Raw genomic sequence first — 24,125 nt, 5'->3', positions numbered from 1 at the left:
TTAACTCAGCTTATTGACTGCTGCAATCTTTGCCCGCCAGGAATTTCGCGTCTTTATCCGCCACCAGCGTTTTCACCATCTCCCCGCTATCCGGGTTTGGCTCCATCGTGAAATGACCATCAACCGTCAGTAATACCGGCTTACTATCATTGCCACGCGCTACGGCAAAATCACGTTCCAGCTGGGCATTGTTCGCCACGCTGACTTTCTTACCTGTCGCGCAGTCAGTAAATACCGCCGCATCAGCCATGTAGAAATACATACCCCGCATCGCCATTGGCGTGGCCGGGAGTGCCGCTTTGACAGGTGCAAGGGTGTAGTTGAACTGTGACTCAATCGGATTGCCTTCACGATCGAGCATCTCCATCCCTTCACCTTTAGGGCGGAACCAGGTTTTCTCGCCTGTCGAATCCGTCAGGACCAGTTTCTCAGCGGTGCGTGCCCAGGTGCCATAGGTAGCGAAGGAAGAAGGACCTTTCGCGCCCTGATAGTGCTGGTTCATAACCCAGGTACCGTCTTTTTCCAGGAATAACGAGGTTTCGATACCTTCACAATCGGCGCACGGCAGCACGCCGCGCCAGCTCTGCTGCATCGGTTTTAATTCTTCAGACTGCGTTGGCTGTAATGCCTGTGTTTCCGTACGGTTGTTACACCCGAAAAGTGCAAAGAGCGTACTCACTGCCAATGCTGACAATAGTGCTTTTTTCACAATGAAATCCTTATGAAAAATAATGTTCCTTTTCGTCACTCTGTGGGGCGACGAACTTTACCGCGAAGTGCCTTCACTGTGGATTTTTGCGCCTTCGACGACAACCGGCGCTCTTTTGAAGCGCGGGTTGGCCGCGTAGGGCGACGGCTTTTCTGTACTGCGGTTAACTCTTTAATGACTGCTACCAGTCTGGAGATCGCCGCTTCCCGGTTTAACTCCTGGCTGCGGTACTCCTGCGCTTTAATCACTATCACGCCATCGCTGGTAATCAGATGATGGCTGGCGGCAAGCAAACTTTCTTTATAATACTCTGGCAGGCTGGAGGCCCGGATGTCAAAGCGCAAATGGATGGCCGTTGAAGCCTTATTGACATGCTGCCCACCCGCCCCCTGCGCGCGGATCGCGGTGATCTCCAGCTCGTTATCAGGGATACTGACATTCCGGGATAAGACAATCATGCGGAGGGTTGCCACGCCGCCAGATGAATTTCCAGATTATTCTGAGAGTCAGAAAGCCAGATAGCCCCGTCCTGAATCGTCGCCTGCAATACCATTGTGCGGCTGGCAAACTCACTCAACTGAGCCAGTTGCTCATCATCCAGATACCATACCGTGAGATTTTTAAACTGTCCGCACTTGCTCTTACTCTGTTGCCACCAGATCTCCGCAGCACGCTGATTATACGCGAATAACGCCACTTCCGCGGACTGGGTGCAGGCCTTTTTCACACGGCGCTCATCCGGCAGGCCGAGTTCAATCCACAAATCGATACCCAGGTGATCGTTGCGCAGCCAGGCTTCTGGCTCGTCCTCCGCACTTAAACCACGCGTAAATTGCAGGCGCTCGTCGGCATACTTAATCCACGCCAGCAGGCGCAGCATCATGCGTTCCTGGGTTTCAGAAGGGTGACGCGCCAGCGTCAATGACGCATCGAGAAACTGGTTGCGGTCAAGATCCGCCACATTGACCACAGCTTTATAAATTGTCGCTTTCAGCGCCATGAGAGAACTCCTTTCGAATCAGGCGCACATTGTAGCGAAAATAGCGCGAAAAGGCTGTTACCAGGTGATGAATGCGTCACCATCAAGGCGCTGATATTGCTTGAATGAGTATGGTATAGTCACCTTGCTAAACCGAGTTTATCTTCGTAGGCTTAATGATATCTCACAGTAAGTCAGTGCGCTGGCGGGAGGGGATGTGAATAATTATTGTGAGTTAATTCGCAAAAGGTATGCGGAAATCGCCAGCGGGGATCTGGGATACATCCCGGATGCGTTGGGCTGTGTATTGAAAGTGCTTAATGAAGTGGCCTCTGATGAGAGCCTTTCAGAATCGGTCAGGGAAAAAGCAGCATATGCTGCGGCGAATTTACTGGTGAGCGATTATGTCGATGAATGATACTTATCAACCCATCAATTGTGATGACTATGACAACCTCGAACTCGCCTGCCAGCATCATTTAATACTGACGCTGGAGCTAAAAGATGGCGAAGTATTGAAGGCGAAAGCCAGCGACCTGGTTTCACGAAAGAATGTGGAATATCTGATAGTGGAAGATGCCGGCGCGACGCGTGAGCTTCGCCTGGACAAAATTGCCAGCTTCAGCCACCCGGAAATCGGCACAGTCGTGGTAAGCGAGTCCTGATTACCCCTAACGGGCAGCCAGACTGCCCGTTACACTTTCCACTCAAAACAGACACCCTCTTCTGACCAACCCTCTTCAGTGACAAAGACACCCGCAGCCGCAATCAGCGTTTCACCGTAGAAAAGCAAAGGCGTGGCATCACGACGCCAGGGGGGGACATTGCACTCCTGCCATATCTTTTTCAGCTTCCGCCCGCCGTTTCTGCCGACAATATGCAACATCCCGCGGGCTTTAAAGCGCACGGTAACGGACTCATCGTCTTTCGGCAGACGCACATGACCCGTATTCGCCAGGGAAACCTTTCCCGCGCCATAGGGCAGCTCCAGCGCGTCGCCAGAGTGCGACCAGACGAGCACCACATCAGACAGCGAAGGAGCAGATTTAATCCACCAGAGCTGCCCTTTATAGCGTCTTACCTCATACCCATTCAGATGCAGACAAGGTGCGGCATCGTCACGCGCCTGAGCAACCTCGTCCCAGAGACGGCTCAGCATCGCCCGCGATGGCATAGGGGCGTTATGCGATGCCAGCCACCGTCTTAGCAGGGCAGCACGACGCACCGCACTCATTGCTTCCATCGGTGCGATAGCCAGCGCGCCATCAGCAGAAACCAGCTCGGCCAATTCTGCACTCAGTAACTCGTCCAGCAGGCTTTCCTGCTCAGCACACAGCATGGCGCTGCGGGCCGTGGCTTCGGCAAAATGCCCCCAGCGCTCAGTCAGCTGTGGCAGGACACGAAGACGCAGGAAATTACGGTCATAGCTGTCGTCCTGATTGCTTTCATCTTCAATCCAGTGCAGGCCATGCTCCCGCGCCCAGACCTCCAGCGAGGCACGCGTCTCACCCAGCAATGGGCGGATTAACGCGGTATCAGCAAAATTCGCCCGCTCAGGCATAGCGGACAATCCCGCCGGGCCGCTTCCACGCTTAAGCGCGAGCAAAAAGGTTTCACACTGATCGTCCAGATGCTGCGCCGTCACCAGCGCTTCGCCGGGCAGAATTGAACTGGCAAAGGCAGCGTAACGGGCCTTACGCGCCTGCGCCTCAATACCCAGACCTTCATCCTCGAGTATCACCCGCTCAACGTGCAGCGGGATTGCCCACGCTGCACACAGCGCCTCGCAGTGTTTCACCCAGGCATCCGCATGAGGACTCAACCCGTGATGGATATGTATTGCCCTGATCTGGACGTCAGGCTCTTGATCGCGCCAGCATTTAAGGCGATGAAGCAGAACGGTTGAATCCAGCCCACCGCTAAACCCCACCAGCAGCTGGCGGTACGGTGAAACAGCATGTGCGATAACGGGTAAGGTCATAAAAGGTTTGCGCAAAAAAATGCCCGAACAAGACGGGCATTATCACACATGGCGGACATTACTGCTGGTAAAGCTCCAGCGGAAGGCCATCCGGGTCGTTGAAGAAGGTAAATCGCTTATCCGTAAAGGGATCGATGCGAATGGCTTCACACTTCACACCATGCGCTTCCAGATGCTTCACCGCGCTATCAAGGTCATCAACGCTAAAGGCCAGATGGCGCAAACCACAGGCTTCCGGACGCGACGGACGCGCAGGCGGGAAAGGAAAAGAAAACAGCTCAATCACATACTGCCCGTTTAACGCGAGATCGCCTTTCCAGGAGTCACGCTCCTCGCGATAGACTTCGCTCAACAGCGTAAAGCCCAGAATATCGCAGTAGAAAGACTTACTCTTCTCGTAATCGGTCGCAATGATCGCTATATGATGAACCTGTTTTAAACCCAGCATAGCTTCTCCTTTTTATGAAGCCAGAACGTTACAACCGAAAACCCAAACCACGCAAGTCGTCCCACTTATTTTAGGACTCTGACCCAGTAAACGCCCTGTTCATCACGCTTCGCACCGTGGATGTCCGTTTCAAAGCCCGGGTAGTGGCGGCCCACGGAGCAGAGCATCAGCAGAAAATCGAGTACCGCCCGGCTCTCTTCGGTGATCATCTCACCCGGCATCAGAAGTGGAACGCCCGGCGGGTAAGGCAGGATCATATTGGCCGACACTCGCCCGACCAGGTTTTCCAGCTCGACGGTTTGCACCTCGCCTTTGACCTGACGCTGCCAGGCCTTATGCGGCGTCAGCTTCATTTCCGGAAGAACGTCAAAGGCCTGTAACATCAGACGCGGCAGATCGTGCTGGCGGATCAGCTTGTGGATCCCCTGAGCCAGATCCTGAATACGCATATTACGGTAGAAATCAGGATCTTCCGCATAGAGATCCGGCAGCATATTTTTGACCCGCAGATTCAGATCGTAAGCGCGTTTAAACTCCATCAGCCCCCGCAACAGCCCCATCGCGCGGGTTTTGTCGATCCCAATACTGAACAGGAACAGCAGGTTATACGGCCCGGTTTTTTCTACCACAACGCCGCGTTCATCAAGGAATTTCGCCACCAGCGCAGCGGGGATCCCTTCATCGCTCATATTGCCTTGTTCATCCATACCCGGGGTCAGGATCGTCACTTTTACCGGGTCGAGGAACATGTGGTCTGCATCGGCATCACGGAAACCGTGCCAGCTTTCACCAGGCGAAACCGGCCAGCACTCAGCCTCCTCAATCTCTTCCGGCTGCCAGATGTCAAAGAACCAGCCGTCGGCTTCTTCTTTCAGGCGCTGAACCTCTTTGCGGAAATGCAGCGCTCGTTCCACCGAACGATTGATTAAACGCTTGCCCGGATTGCCACGTAACATTGCCGCCGCTGTTTCAATAGAGGCCACCAGCGGATAACTTGGTGAAGTAGTGGTATGCATCATAAAGGCTTCGTTGAAAGTCTCTTCGTCATAGTCACCCTTGATGTGGATAAGTGAAGCCTGAGAAAACGCAGCCAGCATTTTATGGGTCGACTGCGTTTCGAAGAACACTTTACCCGGTACTCGCTCACCGCTCATTCCGCTTTTGCCTGCGTAAATCGGGTGGAAGTTGGTATAAGGCACCCAGGCGGAATCAAAGTGAATCGAGGGCACATCCAGCGTTTGCTTTATCCAGTTGGTGTTGTACAGCAGGCCGTCGTAAGTCGAGTTGGTAATCACCGCATGGACGGGCCAGCTGGCACCGGCTACTGAGGCCACTTTGCTTTCAATGCCCGCATGGCTAAATTCACGGCGTGGGATCCCGCCCAGAATACCGAGCGCATTACGCGTGGGCGACAGCCAGAGCGGGACGACATCGCTCATCATCAATAAATGGGCCAGAGACTTATGGCAGTTACGGTCAATCAGCAACGTGCTTCCGGCCGGTGCTGCATACATGCCAACGATTTTATTCGACGTCGAGGTGCCGTTGGTCACCATGTAGCTCTGTTCGGCCCCAAAGGTACGGGCGATATACTCTTCGGCCTCAAGATGCGGGCCGGTATGGTCCAGCAGAGATCCCAGTTCAGTCACTGAAATCGACACATCCGCCTTAAGGGTGTTGCCGCCGAAGAAATCATAGAACAGGCAGCCCACCGGGCTTTTCTGATACGCCGTTCCCGCCATGTGGCCAGGCGTGCAAAAGGTGTATTTTCCTTCCTTCACATAAGTGAACAGCGCCCGGGTGAACGGCGGCGTGATGTTATCGAGGTATTCACGGGTGTATTGCTGAATGCGGGTCGCAATATCTTCCGCCACGCCAAGTGAGTATTCAAAGAACCACAGTGCCATACGCATATCATGTGCGCTGACGTCCATCGTGGAGTGGGTATTAATAAAGGCATACAGCGGAAGATATTCGTTCAGCTTGTTAATTTCGCTGCACAGCTCCAGGTCGTACTCATCCCAGTCAAAGATAACACCGCAGATTCGCGGGTTATGTTCGATGAACTTCAGCAGATCGGCGCTGTTATGCGGCCAGATGAGCTGGTATCCGCGGGACTGTAGTGTCTGCTCCAGCTCCTTGATGGGCTCGTCTTTATAAAAGACGCCATGTGGCCCCATGATGGCAATAATGTTCATGGTTTACCTCCTTGAAAAACATTAGCTAAGCATAGCCAGGGTAAACCGCAGGTATAAAAAAAGCCGCAACATTGTGCGGCTTTTCAGATAATTGTGAAGTTTATGCGTAACCGTAGGTCATCAGACGCTGATAACGGCGGTTCAGCAGCTCTTCTTTGCTCAGCACATCAAGGTCCGCCAGGTCTGCCAGCAGCTGTGCTTTCAGGGAAGCAGCCATCACTTCCGGCTTACGGTGCGCACCACCCAGAGGTTCTGGGATAACGGAGTCGATAAGCTTCAGCTCTTTCAGGCGCGGAGCAATGATGCCCATCGCTTCGGCAGCCAGAGGCGCTTTGTCCGCACTCTTCCAAAGAATAGATGCACAACCTTCCGGGGAGATAACAGAATAGGTGCTGTATTGCAGCATATTCACTTTATCACCCACGCCGATTGCCAGCGCACCACCGGAACCACCCTCACCGATAACGGTACAGATGACCGGAACGCTCAGACGAGACATTTCACGCAGGTTGCGTGCAATGGCTTCAGACTGGCCGCGCTCTTCCGCGCCCACACCTGGGTATGCACCCGGGGTGTCGATGAAGGTGATGATTGGCATGTTAAAACGCTCAGCCATCTCCATCAGACGCAGTGCCTTACGGTAGCCTTCTGGTGCAGGCATCCCGAAGTTACGACGGATTTTTTCTTTGGTTTCACGACCTTTCTGATGACCAATGATCATCACCGGGCGTCCGTCCAAACGAGCGATACCGCCAACGATAGCTTTGTCGTCGGCATACGCGCGATCGCCTGCCAGTTCGTCAAATTCATCAAACGCCAGGCGGACATAATCCAGGGTGTACGGACGCTGTGGGTGACGCGCCAGCTGGGCAATCTGCCATGCGCCGAGATCGGCAAAGATTTTGCGCGTCAGTTCTACGCTTTTTTCGCGCAGACGATGCACTTCTTCGTCGATGTTAATATCCAGTTTTTCATCCTGACGGCTAACCGCGGTCAGAGAATCGATTTTCGCTTCCAGCTCTGCAATCGGCTGTTCGAAATCAAGGAAATTCAGACTCATAGTATTCCTGTATTAGTCAAACTCCAGTTCCACCTGCTCCGAACCAATGAGGCCACGGAGATCGTTTAGTAAACGATCGCTCGGAGAGACACGCCACGTTGCACCAAAGCGCAACCGCGCACGTGCATCCGCCCTCTGATAGTAGAGATGTACTGGAATTGTCCCCGAGCGGTGGGGTTCCAGAGACTGACGGAGTCGGTTTAAAAGCTGGTCATCAATTTGCCTGTCCGTCAGCGAGATAGCAAGCCCGCGAGCATATTTTTCCCGGGCTTCGTCAATGTCCATCACTTCGCGGGCGGTCATTTTAAGCCCCCCGCTGAAGTCATCAAAGCTGACCTGTCCGCTGACGATAAGTATGCGGTCTTTTTCCAGCAATTGCTGGTATTTATCCAGCGCGTCGGTGAACAACATCACCTCCAGCCGCCCGGAACGGTCATCCAGCGTACAGATGCCGATTCGATTGCCGCGCTTGGTGACCATAACCCTTGCAGCAATCACGAGCCCCGCAGCCGTGGTGATTTTACCACGATCTGTCGGATGCATGTCTTTTAGCCTGTTGCCTCCGACATAGCGCTCAATTTCTTTGATGTACTGGTTGATGGGGTGACCCGTCAGGTACAAGCCTAACGTTTCACGTTCTCCATCCAGTACGACCTGTTCTGGCCACGGCTGGCAGTTGGAATACGACTGCTCAACCTGCTCTGGCTCTTCTGCCAGTACGCCAAACATATCTGCCTGGCCAATGGCTTCCGCTTTTGCGTGCTGATCGGCAGCTTTCAGCGCATCGCCGAGCGAGTTCATCAGTGCGGCACGGTGTGGACCGAGTCTGTCGAACGCACCAGACATGATCAGCTTTTCAAGCACGCGGCGGTTCAATTTTTTGGTATCGGTACGGGCGCACAGATCGAACAACTCACGGAAGTAACCGCCGTTGTTACGCGCTTCGATGATCGCCTCGATCGGACCTTCACCCACACCTTTGATCGCGCCGATCCCGTAGACAATTTCCCCGTGTTCGTTAACGTGGAAATGGTACAGACCAGAGTTAATGTCCGGCGGCAGGATCTTAAGCCCCATGCGCCAGCATTCGTCTACCAGGCCAACCACCTTTTCAGTGTTGTCCATATCGGCAGTCATTACCGCCGCCATAAACTCAGCCGGATAGTGCGCTTTCAGCCACAGCGTCTGGTACGAAACCAAAGCATAGGCGGCAGAGTGAGATTTGTTAAATCCGTACCCGGCGAATTTCTCCACCAGGTCGAAGATTTTCATCGCCAGTTCGCCATCAACGCCGTTATTTTTTGCCCCTTCTTCGAAGGTGCCGCGCTGCTTGGCCATCTCTTCCGGCTTTTTCTTACCCATTGCACGACGCAACATATCCGCGCCGCCGAGGGTATAACCAGAGAGCACCTGGGCAATCTGCATAACCTGTTCCTGGTACAGGATGATGCCATAGGTTGGCTCCAGTACCGGTTTCAGGCTTTCATGCTGCCACTGAACATCCGGGTAGGAAATCTCTTCGCGACCGTGTTTACGGTCGATAAAGTTATCTACCATCCCTGATTGCAGCGGGCCAGGACGGAACAGGGCCACCAGTGCGATCATATCTTCGAAGCAGTCGGGTTGCAGACGCTTGATCAGATCTTTCATGCCGCGGGATTCAAGCTGGAAAACCGCTGTGGTTTCCGAGCGTTGCAGCATATCGAAACTTTTCTTATCATCCAGCGGTATGGCGGCAATGTCTATTGGCTCAAGACCTTGCTTTTCGCGGCGCGGGTTGATCATCTTCAGCGCCCAGTCGATGATCGTCAACGTACGCAGGCCGAGGAAGTCGAACTTCACCAGCCCGGCATATTCCACGTCGTTCTTATCAAACTGGGTAACCGGGTGCTGCCCGGCTTCGTCACAATAGAGCGGCGCAAAATCGGTAATTTTGGTGGGCGCAATTACCACACCACCCGCATGTTTACCGGCGTTACGCGTGACCCCTTCGAGCTTACGCGCCATGTCGATCAGCGCTTTAACTTCTTCGTCTGCTTCGTAGATTTCTGGCAGCTGCGGCTCGGCTTCAAAGGCTTTCGCCAGCGTCATACCTGGATCGGGCGGAACCAGTTTCGAGATGCGATCAACAAAGCCATACGGATGGCCCAGAACACGGCCCACGTCGCGGATAACCGCTTTCGCTGCCATCGTACCGAAGGTAATAATCTGCGAGACCGCATCACGGCCGTACATGTCCGCTACGTGTTCGATAACCTGGTCGCGTTTCTCCATACAGAAGTCAACGTCGAAGTCAGGCATGGATACACGTTCCGGGTTAAGGAAACGTTCGAACAGCAGGTCAAATTCCAGCGGATCGAGGTCGGTAATTTTGAGTGCGTAAGCCACCAGCGAGCCCGCACCGGAACCACGTCCAGGGCCTACCGGCACGCCGTTATCTTTCGACCACTGGATAAACTCCATTACGATCAGGAAGTAACCTGGGAAACCCATCTGGTTAATAACCTGGAGTTCGATATCCAGACGCTCATCATACGGCGGGCGTTTTTCTTTGCGGACGGCCTCATCCGGGAACAGGAATTCCAGACGCTCTTCCAGACCTTCTTTCGATTTCACAACCAGGAAATCTTCCGTGGTCATGTCGCCCGTCGGGAACTGCGGCAGGAAATACTCACCCAGACGTACGGTAACGTTACAGCGTTTGGCAATCTCTACGCTGTTTTCCAGCGCTTCCGGGATGTCAGAGAAGAGCTCGCACATCTCGTCTTCATTACGCATATACTGCTGCGACGAGTAGTTACGCGGGCGTTTTGGGTCATCGAGGGTAAAACCATCGTGGATAGCGACACGAATTTCGTGGGCGTCAAAGTCACCCGGCTCAAGAAAACGCACATCGTTCGTCGCCACAACGGGCAAACCACGCTCTTCGGCAAGCGCAACCGCCGCATGAAGATAGTTCTCTTCGTCCGCACGTCCGGTACGGATCAGCTCCAGATAGTAGCGATCCGGGAAATACTCTTCATAGAATGCAATGCACTGATCAACCAGCGCACTATTGCCACGCAGCAGACTCTGGCCGACATCACCCATGCGGCCGCCTGAAATCAGCAGCAAACCTTCGTTCAGCTCAGCCAGCCAGTCGCGGTCGATCCACGGCCCCAGCGCGCCATATCCGCGCTGATATGCTTTTGAGATAAGCAGAGTGAGGTTCTGATAACCCGTGTTGTTCATGGCCAGCACGGTTATCTGCGTCATTTCATCGCCAAGCAGCTCGCTCTGCACATGAAAATCTGCCCCGACGATAGGTTTTAACCCTGCGCCATGCGCCGTTCCGTAGAACTTCACCAGGCCACACAGGTTGGTAAAATCGGTGATCGCCAGCGCAGGCATACCCAGAGCGGCCGCCTTTTTCACCAGCGGCCCGGTCTTTGCCAGCCCATCGATCATGGAGTAGTCGCTATGCACCCGCAGGTGTACGAAACGTGGTTCAGCCATCTTCAGATTCCGCGTTACTTAATTGCTTGCGTCTTGATTCAGGACACCAGTCCCAGCGCACGTTTCACCGGGCCAAAACTACGCCGATGATGTTCAGTTGCGCCATGTTCAGCCAGCTTTTCCAGATGGAAAGCGGTTGGATATCCCTTGTGCTGGGCAAAACCATACTGGGGATAAGTGAGGTCCAGCGCGGCCATTTCGGCATCGCGTGTCACTTTGGCAATAATAGAAGCCGCACTGATTTCAGCTACCCGGCTATCGCCTTTGACGACCGCCATGGATGGCACTGGCAAGGCAGGGCAGCGGTTACCATCAATCAGTACGTATTCGGGAACGATTTTCAGGCCTGCCACCGCACGCTGCATCGCCAGCATGGTGGCGTGCAGGATGTTCAGTTCATCGATCTCATGCGGCTCTGCGCGCCCAAGACTCCAGGCCAGCGCATGTTCTTTTATCTCGTCGAACAACGCCAGTCGGCGCTTTTCAGACAGTTTTTTCGAATCGTTCAGGCCAATTATCGGACGCGCAGGATCGAGGATCACCGCTGCGGTGACCACTGCGCCAACCAACGGACCGCGCCCTACTTCATCCACACCAGCAACGAGATGCGTGTGCGGGTAAATAAATTCCATCATTTTGCTAGCTCCAGCACCGCGTCAGCCGCTTGCTCATCGGCATTACAGCGGATCTGCTGATGCAATTCCCGGAATGTGTCATGCATCAGGTGGCTGGTTTTACCGTCTGCAAGAAGCGGCAATAGCGCATCGGCCAACGCCTGCGGCTGGCACTCATCCTGCAAGAGCTCTTTCACCAGCTCGCGCCCGGCAAGTAGGTTTGGCAGTGAAACGTAGTCGGTTTTCACCAGACGTTTCGCCAGCCAGAAGGTGAATGGCTTCATGCGATAGCCCACCACCATCGGACATTTCGCCAGCATACACTCCAGTGCAGCCGTGCCCGATGCCAGCAGTGCGGCATCGCTGGCGACCATCGCTTCACGCCCCTTCCCGTCCAGCATATGAACGCGGAGATCGGGCGCAACATCGGCTTTAATGCGCTCAAACTGCTCACGGCGTTTGGCATTAACCAGCGGCACAACCACTTCAAGGTCAGGGTACGTCTGGCGAAGAATCTGCGCCGTTTTCAGGAAATCGGCACTGAGCATTTCCACTTCAGCGCCACGGCTTCCAGGCAACAGCGCCAGACAGTGCACATCGTGCGGAATACCCAGAACGTCACGCGCTGCATTTTTATCTGGCTCAAGCGGCATCGCATCCGCCATGGTATGACCGATAAAACGACACGGGACATTAAATTTGTCATAAAACGCTTTTTCGAAAGGCAGAAAAGCCAGCACCAGATTGGTGGATCTACCGATTTTGAAAACGCGTTTCTGTCGCCACGCCCAGACGGATGGACTGACATAATGAATGGTTTTGATGCCCTGTTTTTTCAGATTCCCTTCAAGGGTAATGTTGAAATCAGGTGCATCGATACCGACAAACACATCAGGTTTGAGGTCGGTAAAACGACGGGTGAGATCGGCACGAATATGCAGAAGACGACGTAAACGACCGAGCACTTCAACAATGCCCATCACCGCCAGTTCTTCCATTTCATACCAGGCTTCACAGCCTTCAGCCTGCATCAGCGGGCCTGCTACGCCAACAAAGCGAGCATTGGGTACACGAGCCTTGAGCGCGCGGATGAGACCTGCACCAAGAATATCGCCGGAGGTTTCTCCGGCGACCAGGGCTATCGTAAGCGGACGACTGTCGACCATTAACGAATCAGACCACGCGTTGAACGTTCAAAGAATTCCATGAACGCATTCACTTCAGGGTGCTTATTCGCCAGCTCGGCAATTTCCGGCTTCGCCTCTTCCAGCGTTTTACCGCTACGGTACAGAAGTTTGTACGCGTTACGGATGGCTGTAATCGCTTCGCGGCTGAAACCACGACGCTTGAGGCCTTCGATGTTAACGCCAAACGGCGTTGCATGGTTGCCCTGCGCAATCACATACGGCGGGACGTCTTGCGCCACGCCGGAGCAACCGCCAACCATCACGTGTGCACCAATGATGCAGAACTGATGAACTGCGGTCATGCCACCAATGATTGCGAAATCATCAACCGATACGTGTCCTGCCAGCGTTGCGTTGTTGGCAAGAATACAACGGCTACCTACGGTACAGTCATGCGCGATGTGTGCATTGACCATAAACAGGTTGTCGCTGCCCACCTTCGTCAATCCACCACCCTGTACTGTTCCACGATGAATGGTGACGCTTTCGCGAATACGGTTACGATCGCCGATTTCCAGACGGGTCGCTTCACCAGCATATTTCAGATCCTGGTTAACTTCGCCGATGGAGGCGAACTGATAGATCTCGTTATTGCAGCCAATAGTCGTATGACCATTCACCACGACATGAGATTTCAGTACTGTACCCTCACCAATTTCGACATGGGGTCCAACAATACAAAACGGGCCAATGTGAACGTTAGCACCGATGATGGCACCGGTTTCCACAATAGCAGTAGGATGAATAAAGGCGGATTTATCAATCACGTATCAGGACTCCCGGCTACGAGCACACATCATCGTCGCTTCGCAAACAACTTTGCCGTCAACCAGAGCTACGCCTTTGAAGCGAGTCAGGCCGCGACGCGTTTTTTCAAAAGTGACTTCCATGATCATCTGATCACCAGGCACGACTGGACGCTTAAAGCGCGCTTCATCGATACCCGCGAAGTAATACAGCTCACCTGGCTCTAGCTTACCAACGCTTTTAAACGCCAGAATACCGGTAGCCTGTGCCATCGCTTCCAGGATCAACACACCCGGGAAGATAGGTTTACCAGGGAAGTGCCCCTGGAAGAATGGCTCGTTAACGGAGACATTTTTCACTGCGCGCAGAAAACGACCTTCTTCAAAATCCAGCACACGGTCTACCAGCAAGAACGGGTAGCGGTGCGGCAGAAGTTCTAAAATCTCTTCAATATGCAGAGTATGAGTGTCAGTAGTCAAAATACTCTTCCTGTCAAAATGTACTGAATAGCAATAATAACACGGCCTGCCGGATTATAAGAAAGCCGACAGGCCGGGAAATTTAGCGTTTATTGGATGAACGCTTAGTCTTGTTGATCGATCTTGCGCTCAAGAGCCTTGAGTCGCTTGCTCATATCATCAATATTCATCACCAGAGCTGCTGTTTTACGCCACACCTTATTAGGCTGTAGCGGTATACCAGAGGAATAGACGCCTGGCTCAGTGATAGGACGCATCACCATGCCCATTCCTGTTACCGTGACTTTGTCGCATATTTCCATATGCCCGTTAATCACGCTGGCACCACCAATCATACAGTAGCGGCCAATTTTGAGGCTGCCCGCCATGATGACACCACCAGCAACGGCAGTATTGTCGCCAATCACAACGTTATGTGCAATCTGACACTGGTTATCGATGATAACACCGTTACCAATAATGGTGTCGTCAAGCGCGCCACGGTCAATGGTGGTACAGGCACCGATCTCAACACGATCGCCGATAATCACGCGACCAAGCTGCGGGATCTTAACCCAGTTACCACGATCGTTGGCATAACCAAAGCCGTCAGAACCGATCACGGTACTGGACTGAACGAGGCAATTTTCGCCGATCTCGACTTCGTGGTAAACGGACACATTGGCCCATAAACGGGAACCGGCGCCAATTTTCGTATTTTTCCCAACGAAACAACCTGGGCCAATCACCACGTTATCGCCGAGCACAACCCCGGATTCGATAACGGCGTTTGCGCCAATTGAAACGTTGTTACCCAGCTGCGCCGTTGGATCAATCGCTGCACTGGCAGCAATGTTCTGTGCCGGCTGCGGCGTGGTATCAAGAATTTGAGCCATGCGTGCATACGTCAGGTAGGGATTTTTCACTACCAGTGCAGCGCCTGTGGCAAATGGAAGATCGTCCTGCGTCAGAACAACGGCAGACGCCTGGCATTGGGCCAGATGTTCACGGTACTTAGGGCTTACCATGAAGGTAATGTTGCCAGTTTTAGCAGATTGCATGGACGCAACAGCGGTGATGACGAGATCGCCATCACCGTGTAATTCTGCATCCAACTGCTGAGCTAAATCAGCCAGTCGAATTGAAGGCATTACTTATTTAACCTGTTTCAGAACATCAGCGGTGATGTCTTTAACATCGCTGCTGTTGTAAGCAACGGCATTCGCATCGACAACCAGATCGATACCCTGATCGGCAGCAACTGATTTAACAGCGGTCTGAATGCGAGTCACCAGTTTGCCGCGTTCTTCATTAGAACGACGCTGACGATCCTGCTCGAAAGCTTGTGCTTTCTGGGAGAAAGTCTGGCGCTGCGCCATGACGTCTTTTTCCATTTTGCTGCGATCGGCGGCTTTCATGGTAGAACCATCACGCTGCAGACGCTGCATCTTGGACTGAAGATCGTTTTCCATACCTTGCAGTTCGCTTGCACGGCCTTTGAACTCGTTTTCCAGAGTTGCGGAAACACCTGTTTTCTGCGCAACCTGCTGGAACAAGCTACCCATATTGACGATTGCAACTTTGTCTGCTGCCTGAGCAGAAGTTACCATCGCTAAACCGAGACCTGCAGCTAATAACCACTTTTTCACAATAAACTCCTTACCATCCCATTAGCACCTAAAGGTACCGTTCTTTGCGTGGCAAGGCGACCGTTAACCGATCGCCGGTTGTCAGCGCTACACTGCCAGTGCATTCCATTGCTGCGGATTATTACCAGGTTTTACCAATGTTAAACTGGAACTGTTCCGACTTATCTCCATCATATTTCTTAAACGGCTGGGCGTAAGAGAAGACCAACGGCCCCAGCGGTGACATCCATTGTAATGCGATACCCGCAGACATGCGAATATTGCTCGGATCGCTGTAATCAGGAACACCGGCATTACGTGTCGCAGTAGTGTTCTCCCAGTTAGTATCCCACACTGTACCCGCATCCCAGAATACGGATGTACGCACGGAGTTTGCATACTTGTCACTGATAAACGGCGTCGGAGTGATGAACTCCAGGCTGGCGACTGCCATCGCGTTACCACCCACCGCATCATTGGAGCTACAAACGTTTGACTGACCTTTACTGTCCGTAGCCGGTTTATTGCAGTTATCCGTATCGTTCCCGCCGTAGTAAACCGCTTTCGGACCAATGTTGTTGGACTGGAAGCCACGTACGGTGCTGGAACCACCCGCATAGAAGTTTTCATAGAATGGCAGTTCTTTGCCACCTAAACCATCGCCATAACCCCAACGGGTACGACCCAAGACGACCCACTTATGGTCATCATCGATTGGGAAGTAAGACGCGGTATCCAGAGTCACTTTGTAGAACTCGTTATCAGAACCCGGTACGGTAACTTTACCGTTCAGGTTGACGCGAGAACCTTCCGTCGGGAAGTAACCACGGTCAAGACGGTTATACGTCCAGCCATAGTTGAAGGTGAAGTCATCTGCCGCAAAACCGTTGTTGTCGCCGGTCTTACTGGTTGACTGCCCGATGGAGTCCAGGTAACGCCACATCGCCACCTGCGGCTGCATGTTAGACAGGTCGTTATGCACGTAGCCTAAACCTGCACGCAGGGTGTTGTATTCGTTAATCGGGAAGCCGAGCGTTCCGTCTACACCGTAACTCTTGTTGGTATAGGAGGACAGATCTGCATCATCTGCTTTAAAGTCGTTATAGAAGATACGACCACCCAGGCTTACACCGTCAACGGTGAAGTATGGGTTGGTAACAGAGAACTCAGAATAGGTCTGGTAGTCGTTTTTGGTGCCGTTGATACCAACAGAGTAACCTGTACCCAGCCAGTTATCCTGCTGAACACCCACCTGGAAGCTCACGCCGCTTTCAGTACCGTAACCCACACCGAAGTTAAAGCTACCGGTGTTACGCTCTTTGACTTTATAGACGACATCAACCTGATCAGGGCTGCCCGGTACGCGTTGGGTATCGGTATCTACCGTTTCAAAGTAACCCAAACGGTTCAGACGCTCTTTACCCTGGTCTACCAGGTCGCTACCCAGCCATGCACCTTCCATCTGACGCATTTCGCGACGCAGTACGGAATCTTTGGAGGTATCGTTACCTTCGAAACGGATCTTACGCACGTAGAAACGGTTGCCCGCATCCACATTTACGCGCAGCTTAACGGTCTTATCCGTGTCGTTGATTTCAGGCTGAGTTTGTACACGCGGGTACGCATAACCGTAACGGCCGAGCAGCTTCTTAATGCTGTCTTCCATTTTGGTCACTTTCGCGCCGCTATACAGCTCGCCCGGCTGAATTTTAGTCAGAGACTCGATCTCTGCAGAGTGCCCCGCCAGGTTCCCACTCACTTCAACACCTGAAAGCTTGTACTGCTCGCCTTCAGTAATGTTAATCGTAATGTAGATACCTTTCTTGTCCGGAGTCAGACTGACCTGGGTAGAGTCAATATTGAAACGGGCATAACCGCGATCCAGGTAGTAGCTGCGCAGGGTTTCAAGGTCACCCGCCAGTTTCTGTTTCTGGTATTTACGATCGCCAACAACGTTCCACCACGGCACTTCGTCGCGCAGCTGGAAGGTTGAGATCAGTTCGTCGGTACTGAAAGCATGGTTCCCTACGATGTTGATCTGTTGGATCTTCGCAGAGACACCTTCCTGGAATACCAGCTTCAGGTCTACGCGGTTACGTGGCAGCGGAGTCACCACCGCTTTCACGCTGGCGCTGTATTTACCGACGCTGTAGTAGAAATCTTCCAGACCTTTCTCAATATCGGAAAGAGTGGTGCGGTCCAGAGATTCACCGACACGGACACCAGATGCTTCAAGGTTTTGCTTGAGCATGTCATCTTTAACCGATTTGTTACCGGAGAAAGTGATACTGGCGATCGTTGGGCGTTCTTTTACCTGAACCAGCAGCGTATCACCATCGCGCAGAACGCGAACGTCCTCAAAGTTGCCGGTGGCAAACAGAGCACGGATGGTGTTACTGATATCATCATCATTAACCGTATCGCCGGGGCGTACAGGCATACTGAGGAGGGCCGCACCAACGGCGACACGCTGGAGGCCTTCGAAATGAATGTCTTTCACTACGAACCCGTCAGCACCGTATACGGTGGCGCTGCTAAACAGCAGCGACGCTATGAGCAACTTTTTCATCGCCATCGTTATTATGCGTTCTTCCTAACACTCTCTTACAACCGAGAGAAATCATTGAAAAGTGCAAGCCCCATTAACAGCACCAGCAAAATCGAGCCAATGCGATAACTAAAGTCTTGAACTCGCTCGGATACCGGTCCGCCTTTTAGCTTTTCAATCGCTAAAAACAGCAGATGACCCCCGTCTAATACGGGAAGCGGGAACAGGTTGATTATCCCAAGGTTCACGCTAATGAGCGCGAGGAACATGAGATAGTAAATCACCCCGAATTCCGCTGACATCCCAGCCCCCTGGGCAATAGAGATTGGCCCACTGAGGTTGTTCAGTTTCACATCACCGGTTATCAATTTCCCCAACATGTTGACCGTTAGCTTCATCAGTTGCCATGTTTTATCCGTGGCTTCAAGGATGGCGCTGAACGGCCCATACTGGCGTATTGTCTTGTACTCATCAGGCAGTGGGATGACTTTCGGCACAACGCCTGCAAACCCTTCCGCCTTTTTGCCGCCCGATTTGGTATCCGGGATAAGCGTCAGTGACAGCGGACTCCCCTGCCTTTCTACTTCCAGTGCGAGTGAAGTGCCTGGATTATCGCGCACCAGATTAACAAAGGTCATCCACTGTGTTAATGGCTGACCATCGACTTTAACGATCCTGTCGCCCGCTTGCAAACCCGCTTTGCTCGCCGCCGAATTTGCCTGTACTTCAGCTAATACCGGCTCGATCTGCGCGCCGCGCGGTCGAATCCCCAGTGCAGAGACCGGGTCCTCTTTGTCAGGCTCAAAACTCCAGTGGCGTAAATCCAGCACTTTGTTCTGCCGCTGGTCAGAACCAAATGGCGACACGCTGACGGTGGTCTGCGCATCACCGATTTTGGCGACCAGTTGCAGTCGCACGGCATCCCAATCAGGGGTTTCGATGCCATCAATCGCTTTAAGTTCCATCCCTGGTGTAATTTGCGCACTCGCCGCAATGGAGTTAGGGGCAATTTCACCCACAACCGGACGAACGCCAGGGACGCCGATGATAAACACCAGCCAGTAGGCGAAAATAGCAAAGATGAAATTGGCTACCGGTCCGGCAGCAATGATGGCGGCGCGTTGTCCAACCGTTTTGTTGTTAAACGCGCTATGTCGAAGTTCAGGGGCGACAGGCTCGACGCGTTCGTCGAGCATTTTGACATAACCGCCCAGAGGAATAAGTGCGAGGACAAACTCGGTGCCATGTTTGTCGGTGCGCTTCCAGAGCGATTTACCAAAACCGATGGAAAATCGTTCTACCCGCACACCGCAACGGCGAGCAACCCAGAAATGGCCAAATTCATGCACGGTAATCAGTACACCCAGTGCAACTATGAACGCCGCCAGATTCCAGAGAATGCTCAGCATAAAACCTTCCGTTAAATCGTCCCAAATACCAGTAAAAGCAGGCAAGCAAACACTGGAACAGCCGCAGTCAGGCTGTCAATGCGATCCAGTATACCGCCATGTCCTGGGATAAGGTGACCACTATCTTTGATCCCTGCTTCGCGCTTAAACATGCTTTCGGTCAAATCACCTAAAACAGATGCCAGCGCAGCGAAAATAGAGCATACCAGCAGGGTTGACGGTGCAACCTCAAGATTCGCCCAGACGCCGTAGCCCCAGGAGATAATCGCTGCTGTAAACAAGCCGCCGATGAATCCTTGCCAGGTTTTCCCCGGAGAGACCTTCGGTGCGAGTTTATGTTTGCCAAACAGTTTACCAAACATATAAGCACCTGAGTCAGCCCCCCAGACGAGAATCATCACGTAGAGCAGCCATAACGCGCCGCTGTAATGGTTGTCGTCATAGTGCCATGCGCGCAGCGCGAGCATACCCCAGAAAAAAGGAACAATTGTGAGCAGGCCAAAAATAAGGCGTAAAACTTTAGAATTACGCCACAGCGCCGCGGATCCTGGATAAAAAAGCACCAGCAACAGCGCGGCAACCCACCAGCCCAGCGACACCCAAAGCGCGCCAGCAACCAGCGGTTGATGAATATCATGATGATATTCAGGCAATGTAAACAGCATCAGGGCCAGAATAAAGCCACAGAGCACCGCCAGCCATACCCGCTGAGTGCGCGAGGTAAAGCCGCTAAACTGTCCCCATTCCCACGCGGCGAGCATACACACCACCAGCGTAACAATCGCGAATCCCACTGGGGGCAGTAAAAACAGCGCCGCAATGACAATGGGTATTAATACAAAAGCGGAAATCAGGCGATACTTCAGCAAAAGCTACCCCCATCAGGCGTTGTCGCCACCAGGCTCGGTGCCGCCGAAACGACGCTCTCGATTGGCAAAGGCATGCAGCGCACCTTCAAAGTCTTGTTCATCAAAATCGGGCCAGAGAACATCCGTAAAGTAAAGTTCGGCATAGGCTATTTGCCAAAGCAAAAAGTTACTTATGCGATGCTCCCCCCCTGTCCTAATTACCAAATCCACGGGAGCCAGTTCATTCATGCAGATTTGCTGACCCAGCGCCTCTTCATCAATTTGGTCGGGTCTCAACAGCCCTTCCTGAACCTGTTCGGCCAAATGCCGAACGCCCTGGATAATATCCCAGCGTCCGCCGTAATTCGCCGCGATATTGAGCGTCAGACCGGTATTATTTTCCGTCAACGCTTCTGCTTTACGAATTCGTTCCTGCAAACGTGAGTTAAAACGACTGGTTTCACCAATAATACGCAGGCGGACGTTGTGGCGATGCAGGCTTTTTACTTCGCTGTCGAGCGCCCACACAAACAATTCCATCAACGCACTGACTTCCTGCGCAGGTCGATTCCAGTTTTCACTGCTAAAAGCATAGAGCGTTAACGCATCAATGCCGTTATTAGCGGCAAAAGAAACGGCGCGGCGAACAGATTTCGCCCCGGCTTTATGCCCAAAGGCTCTTATCTTCCCTTGTCTTTTCGCCCAGCGGCCGTTGCCATCCATGATGATTGCTACATGACGGCAGCCATGAGCTGGCAAGTTTTCGCTTAATGGTTGATTCGCAGACAACATAACGCGTTTTTAGTCCCTGAAAAGGATTTAACGGTACTCAGGAATACTGAAGCCTATACATAAAAAAGCCGTGTCAAACCACGGCTTACCTGACCACGTAAAGTCAAATTCCTGCGATCAGGTGGCGCAGACTATATCACTGAAGCCCTACGCTAACAAATAGCACAACCACTAGTGGCTGCTTTATCACCAGCTTGCGAGATGTGTCACCTGTTTACGCGCAATAATACGAGCCTGTTCATCCACCGCCAGCACCTCTTCCACGCTCTGAGGTTCGCGCAAATCCATCATCTCAAGTACCGACAAATTCAGTGCCGCGATATCGGTAAAACGGATTTGCTGATTCAGAAATGCCTCAACGGTAATTTCATTGGCTGCATTGAGTGCTGTCGTCGCTGCTTGCCCCTGGTCAAACGCATTCATGGCAAGCTTCAGACACGGGTAGCGGTCATAGTCAGGTTCGCTGAAGGTCAGTGAACTCAACTTGCAAAAATCGAGGGGTTTTACGCCCGATTTCACGCGATTTGGCCACGCCATTGAGTGCGCGATAGGTGTACGCATATCCGGCTCACCCAACTGTGCCAGCACGCTACCATCCTGATAACGCACCATCGAGTGAATCACCGATTGCGGGTGGATCAGCACTTCCATCTGTTTCGCCGATGCGTTGAACAGCCAGCGAGCTTCAATGTATTCCAGACCTTTGTTCATCATGGTGGCAGAATCAACGGAGATCTTACGCCCCATCGACCAGTTCGGATGACGACACGCCTGATCCGGCGTCATTGCGCGCAGTTCAGACAGTGGTGTTTCCCGGAACGGGCCACCAGACCCGGTAAGCAGAATAGACACAACGCCATTTTGCTCCAGGTCAGCGTACCCCAGGTTCTGTTGAAAAGGTTGAGGTAAACTCTGAAAAATCGCGTTGTGTTCGCTGTCTACCGGCAAAAGGCGCGCCCCGCGCTGTTTTACGGCATCCATGAACAGGCGCCCGCAGGTCACCAATGACTCTTTATTTGCCAGCAATACCGTTTTACCGGCATCAATAGCGGCAAGCGTTGGCAGAAGCCCTGCCGCGCCGACGATTGCCGCCATCACCTGATCAACCTCATCCAGCGCAGCCATTTCGCAAGCTGCCTGCTGCCCGCTCAACACTTCGGTACGGCTGCCCTTCTCTTCCAGCAAGGCTTTCACCTGGCGAGCACTGCCCTCGTCATCCATTACCGCATAGCGAGGCGCAAACTCCAGACACTGTTCAACCATGCGCTGCACATTCTTTCCGGCCACGAGGGCGGTCACGGTGTAGATGTCAGGATTATGGCGAACAACGTCGAGAGTGCTGCAACCAATAGAGCCGGTTGAGCCAAGGAGAGTTAAATGCTTCATGAGATGCCCGGAAAAATGTTAGACCAGATAAAAGCAAAACGCCGCCAGCAAGCCACGTAGGCTCTCTGAACGGCGTTTATCAGTGTACGACAGAAATCAGAACTGCATCAGTTCCGCTTCTTTATCTGCCAGCGCCGCATCAATTTTCTTGATAGCTGCGTCAGTCAGTTTCTGCACGTCGTCCTGGGAACGACGATCGTCGTCTTCGCTGATTTCTTTGTCTTTCAGCAGTGCTTTAACTTTATCGTTCGCATCGCGACGCACGTTACGCACGGAAACACGACCCTGCTCAGCTTCGCCACGCACAACTTTGATCAGATCTTTACGACGTTCTTCCGTCAGCGGAGGCAGTGGAACACGGATATCAGTGCCCGCAGAGCTTGGGTTCAGACCCAGATCGGACGCCATAATCGCTTTTTCAACGGCCGGGCCCATGGAACGATCGAATACGTTGATTTTCAGCGTACGGGTGTCTTCAACAGTGACGTTAGCCAACTGACGCAGTGGAGTTGGCGTGCCGTAGTATTCCACTACGATACCATCCAGCAGGCTTGGGGAAGCACGGCCAGTACGAATTTTGCTGATTTGGGTTTTGAACGCTTCTACGCATTTGTCCATGCGTACTTCAGCATCTTTTCTGATGTCGTTAATCACGTTACGAATCCTTGAAAACTTGTCTCAGGCAGACTATCCGCCAGCACAGCTGCTACAGGTGTGCTAAGTATAGTCGCGTTTAATTCATGACAACGCCAAAGGCGCGCCCGGGTAAGATACCACTACAAAATAAAGCGGAATCTTACCTGTATTTATCGCCAACGGAAATTATTCCGTGATCAAAGTGCCTTCTTTTTCGCCCATTACCACGCGACGCAGCGCGCCAGGCTTGTTCATGTTGAAGACACGGATCGGCAGTTTGTGGTCACGAGCCAGCGTGAAGGCGGCAAGATCCATCACTTTCAGCTCTTTATCCAGCACTTCGCTGTAAGTCAGCTGATCGTACATGGTGGCAGAAGGATCTTTTGCCGGGTCGGCAGTAAACACGCCGTCAACTTTGGTCGCTTTCAGGACCACATCGGCTTCGATCTCGATACCGCGCAGGCAGGCAGCGGAATCGGTCGTAAAGAACGGGTTACCCGTACCGGCGGAGAGGATCACCACGCGGTTGTTGCGCAGCAGGCTGATGGCTTCTGCCCAGCTGTAATTATCGCAAACGCCATTTAGGGGGATCGCGGACATCAGGCGGGCATTCACATAGGCGCGATGCAGTGCATCACGCATTGCCAGGCCATTCATGACGGTTGCCAGCATACCCATGTGGTCACCCACAACGCGGTTCATCCCCGCTTTCGCCAGACCAGCACCACGGAAAAGGTTGCCACCGCCAATGACCACGCCAACCTGGATACCCAGTTCGACCAGTTCTTTGATTTCCTGTGCCATGCGATCAAGGATGCTTGCGTCAATACCGAAGCCTTCCGATCCCTGCAGCGCTTCGCCACTCAGCTTAAGCAGAATGCGTTTGTACACGGGTTTTGCATTGGTAGCCATGTTTCTTTCCTGAGACTGTCAACGATTAAGATGGGGGTTAATTCTGGCGACATGATATGCCGCAAATCAGCACAGCGATACTGGAGCCTG

The 24,125-nt window shown here is 52.8% G+C and carries 23 protein-coding genes; 2 read left to right on the top strand and 21 right to left on the bottom strand.

Features of this window, described 5'->3' with window-relative positions; all coding sequences use genetic code 11:
* Positions 1 to 10: 10 nt before the first annotated feature.
* The 3 genes from nlpE to F3J30_RS16535 are packed head-to-tail and all read right to left on the bottom strand — an operon-like array spanning position 11 to position 1,709.
* Positions 11 to 709 carry an envelope stress response activation lipoprotein NlpE gene (gene nlpE, locus F3J30_RS16545; RefSeq protein ID WP_166717925.1) on the bottom strand — a complete coding sequence of 233 codons (699 nt, stop codon included), beginning with the start codon at positions 707 to 709 and terminating at the stop codon, positions 11 to 13.
* 35 nt (positions 710 to 744) lie between these two features.
* A complete protein-coding gene (gene arfB, locus F3J30_RS16540; RefSeq protein ID WP_014068987.1) occupies positions 745 to 1,167 on the bottom strand; it encodes an alternative ribosome rescue aminoacyl-tRNA hydrolase ArfB in 423 nt (140 codons plus the stop codon).
* Positions 1,164 to 1,709, bottom strand: a complete 546-nt coding sequence (locus tag F3J30_RS16535) for a YaeQ family protein (protein WP_166717924.1) — start codon at positions 1,707 to 1,709, stop codon at positions 1,164 to 1,166. The genes arfB and F3J30_RS16535 overlap by 4 nt, the downstream gene beginning before the upstream one ends.
* Positions 1,710 to 1,905: 196 nt before the next feature.
* On the opposite strand from F3J30_RS16535, the gene F3J30_RS16530 reads away from it, so the two are divergent.
* A complete protein-coding gene (locus F3J30_RS16530) occupies positions 1,906 to 2,106 on the top strand; it encodes a YaeP family protein (protein WP_006173580.1) in 201 nt (66 codons plus the stop codon).
* Positions 2,093 to 2,353: a Rho-binding antiterminator gene (gene rof, locus F3J30_RS16525; RefSeq protein ID WP_010426685.1), complete on the top strand. Its 261-nt coding sequence runs from the start codon at positions 2,093 to 2,095 to the stop codon at positions 2,351 to 2,353. Before F3J30_RS16530 ends, rof begins: the two co-directional genes overlap by 14 nt.
* Before the next feature lie 29 nt (positions 2,354 to 2,382).
* On the opposite strand, the gene tilS is transcribed toward rof, so the two are convergent.
* The 18 genes from tilS to pyrH form a co-directional block, all read right to left on the bottom strand.
* Entirely contained in the window at positions 2,383 to 3,669 is a 1,287-nt protein-coding gene (gene tilS / locus F3J30_RS16520) for a tRNA lysidine(34) synthetase TilS (RefSeq protein ID WP_166717923.1), read from the bottom strand.
* Between the two features lie 58 nt (positions 3,670 to 3,727).
* The gene (locus F3J30_RS16515; RefSeq protein WP_166717922.1) at positions 3,728 to 4,117 is read right to left on the bottom strand and encodes a VOC family protein; all 390 of its coding nucleotides are present in this window, start codon (positions 4,115 to 4,117) and stop codon (positions 3,728 to 3,730) included.
* Between the two features lie 65 nt (positions 4,118 to 4,182).
* Positions 4,183 to 6,315, bottom strand: coding sequence for a lysine decarboxylase LdcC (locus F3J30_RS16510; RefSeq protein WP_166717921.1), 2,133 nt, complete (start codon positions 6,313 to 6,315; stop codon positions 4,183 to 4,185).
* Between the two features lie 100 nt (positions 6,316 to 6,415).
* A complete protein-coding gene (gene accA, locus F3J30_RS16505) occupies positions 6,416 to 7,375 on the bottom strand; it encodes an acetyl-CoA carboxylase carboxyl transferase subunit alpha (protein ID WP_014068982.1) in 960 nt (319 codons plus the stop codon).
* Between the two features lie 12 nt (positions 7,376 to 7,387).
* On the bottom strand, positions 7,388 to 10,870 hold the full coding sequence (gene dnaE / locus F3J30_RS16500; protein ID WP_166717920.1) for a DNA polymerase III subunit alpha: 3,483 nt from the start codon (positions 10,868 to 10,870) through the stop codon (positions 7,388 to 7,390).
* 38 nt (positions 10,871 to 10,908) lie between these two features.
* Positions 10,909 to 11,505, bottom strand: coding sequence for a ribonuclease HII (rnhB, locus tag F3J30_RS16495; RefSeq protein WP_166717919.1), 597 nt, complete (start codon positions 11,503 to 11,505; stop codon positions 10,909 to 10,911).
* Positions 11,502 to 12,650 (bottom strand): lipid-A-disaccharide synthase, encoded by a 1,149-nt coding sequence (lpxB, locus tag F3J30_RS16490; RefSeq protein ID WP_166717918.1) that lies wholly within the window; start codon positions 12,648 to 12,650, stop codon positions 11,502 to 11,504. The genes rnhB and lpxB overlap by 4 nt, the downstream gene beginning before the upstream one ends.
* Complete coding sequence (gene lpxA, locus F3J30_RS16485; protein ID WP_014068978.1) at positions 12,650 to 13,438, bottom strand: acyl-ACP--UDP-N-acetylglucosamine O-acyltransferase; 789 nt, start codon at positions 13,436 to 13,438, stop codon at positions 12,650 to 12,652. The genes lpxB and lpxA overlap by 1 nt, the downstream gene beginning before the upstream one ends.
* Positions 13,439 to 13,441: 3 nt before the next feature.
* The gene (gene fabZ, locus F3J30_RS16480; RefSeq protein ID WP_010426706.1) at positions 13,442 to 13,897 is read right to left on the bottom strand and encodes a 3-hydroxyacyl-ACP dehydratase FabZ; all 456 of its coding nucleotides are present in this window, start codon (positions 13,895 to 13,897) and stop codon (positions 13,442 to 13,444) included.
* 104 nt (positions 13,898 to 14,001) lie between these two features.
* Positions 14,002 to 15,027: a UDP-3-O-(3-hydroxymyristoyl)glucosamine N-acyltransferase gene (lpxD, locus tag F3J30_RS16475; protein ID WP_014068977.1), complete on the bottom strand. Its 1,026-nt coding sequence runs from the start codon at positions 15,025 to 15,027 to the stop codon at positions 14,002 to 14,004.
* A gap of 3 nt (positions 15,028 to 15,030) precedes the next feature.
* Entirely contained in the window at positions 15,031 to 15,525 is a 495-nt protein-coding gene (gene skp, locus F3J30_RS16470) for a molecular chaperone Skp (RefSeq protein ID WP_014068976.1), read from the bottom strand.
* Between the two features lie 121 nt (positions 15,526 to 15,646).
* On the bottom strand, positions 15,647 to 18,079 hold the full coding sequence (gene bamA, locus F3J30_RS16465; protein ID WP_166717917.1) for an outer membrane protein assembly factor BamA: 2,433 nt from the start codon (positions 18,077 to 18,079) through the stop codon (positions 15,647 to 15,649).
* A 29-nt stretch (positions 18,080 to 18,108) separates the two neighbouring features.
* Positions 18,109 to 19,461, bottom strand: coding sequence for a sigma E protease regulator RseP (rseP, locus tag F3J30_RS16460; protein ID WP_014068974.1), 1,353 nt, complete (start codon positions 19,459 to 19,461; stop codon positions 18,109 to 18,111).
* Between the two features lie 11 nt (positions 19,462 to 19,472).
* The gene (cdsA, locus tag F3J30_RS16455; protein ID WP_014068973.1) at positions 19,473 to 20,330 is read right to left on the bottom strand and encodes a phosphatidate cytidylyltransferase; all 858 of its coding nucleotides are present in this window, start codon (positions 20,328 to 20,330) and stop codon (positions 19,473 to 19,475) included.
* A gap of 12 nt (positions 20,331 to 20,342) precedes the next feature.
* Entirely contained in the window at positions 20,343 to 21,101 is a 759-nt protein-coding gene (gene ispU / locus F3J30_RS16450; protein WP_014068972.1) for a (2E,6E)-farnesyl-diphosphate-specific ditrans,polycis-undecaprenyl-diphosphate synthase, read from the bottom strand.
* 186 nt (positions 21,102 to 21,287) lie between these two features.
* Positions 21,288 to 22,487, bottom strand: coding sequence for a 1-deoxy-D-xylulose-5-phosphate reductoisomerase (ispC, locus tag F3J30_RS16445; RefSeq protein ID WP_014068971.1), 1,200 nt, complete (start codon positions 22,485 to 22,487; stop codon positions 21,288 to 21,290).
* A gap of 96 nt (positions 22,488 to 22,583) precedes the next feature.
* The gene (gene frr, locus F3J30_RS16440) at positions 22,584 to 23,141 is read right to left on the bottom strand and encodes a ribosome recycling factor (protein ID WP_014068970.1); all 558 of its coding nucleotides are present in this window, start codon (positions 23,139 to 23,141) and stop codon (positions 22,584 to 22,586) included.
* A gap of 168 nt (positions 23,142 to 23,309) precedes the next feature.
* Entirely contained in the window at positions 23,310 to 24,035 is a 726-nt protein-coding gene (gene pyrH, locus F3J30_RS16435; protein WP_004098747.1) for a UMP kinase, read from the bottom strand.
* Positions 24,036 to 24,125 lie beyond the last annotated feature (90 nt).

It is taken from the genome of Enterobacter sp. Tr-810, assembly GCF_011752765.1.
GTDB classification, from domain to species: domain Bacteria; phylum Pseudomonadota; class Gammaproteobacteria; order Enterobacterales; family Enterobacteriaceae; genus Enterobacter; species Enterobacter soli.
Note: the sequence above shows the minus strand (reverse complement) of the source record. Positions and strands in the feature narration are given on the sequence as shown.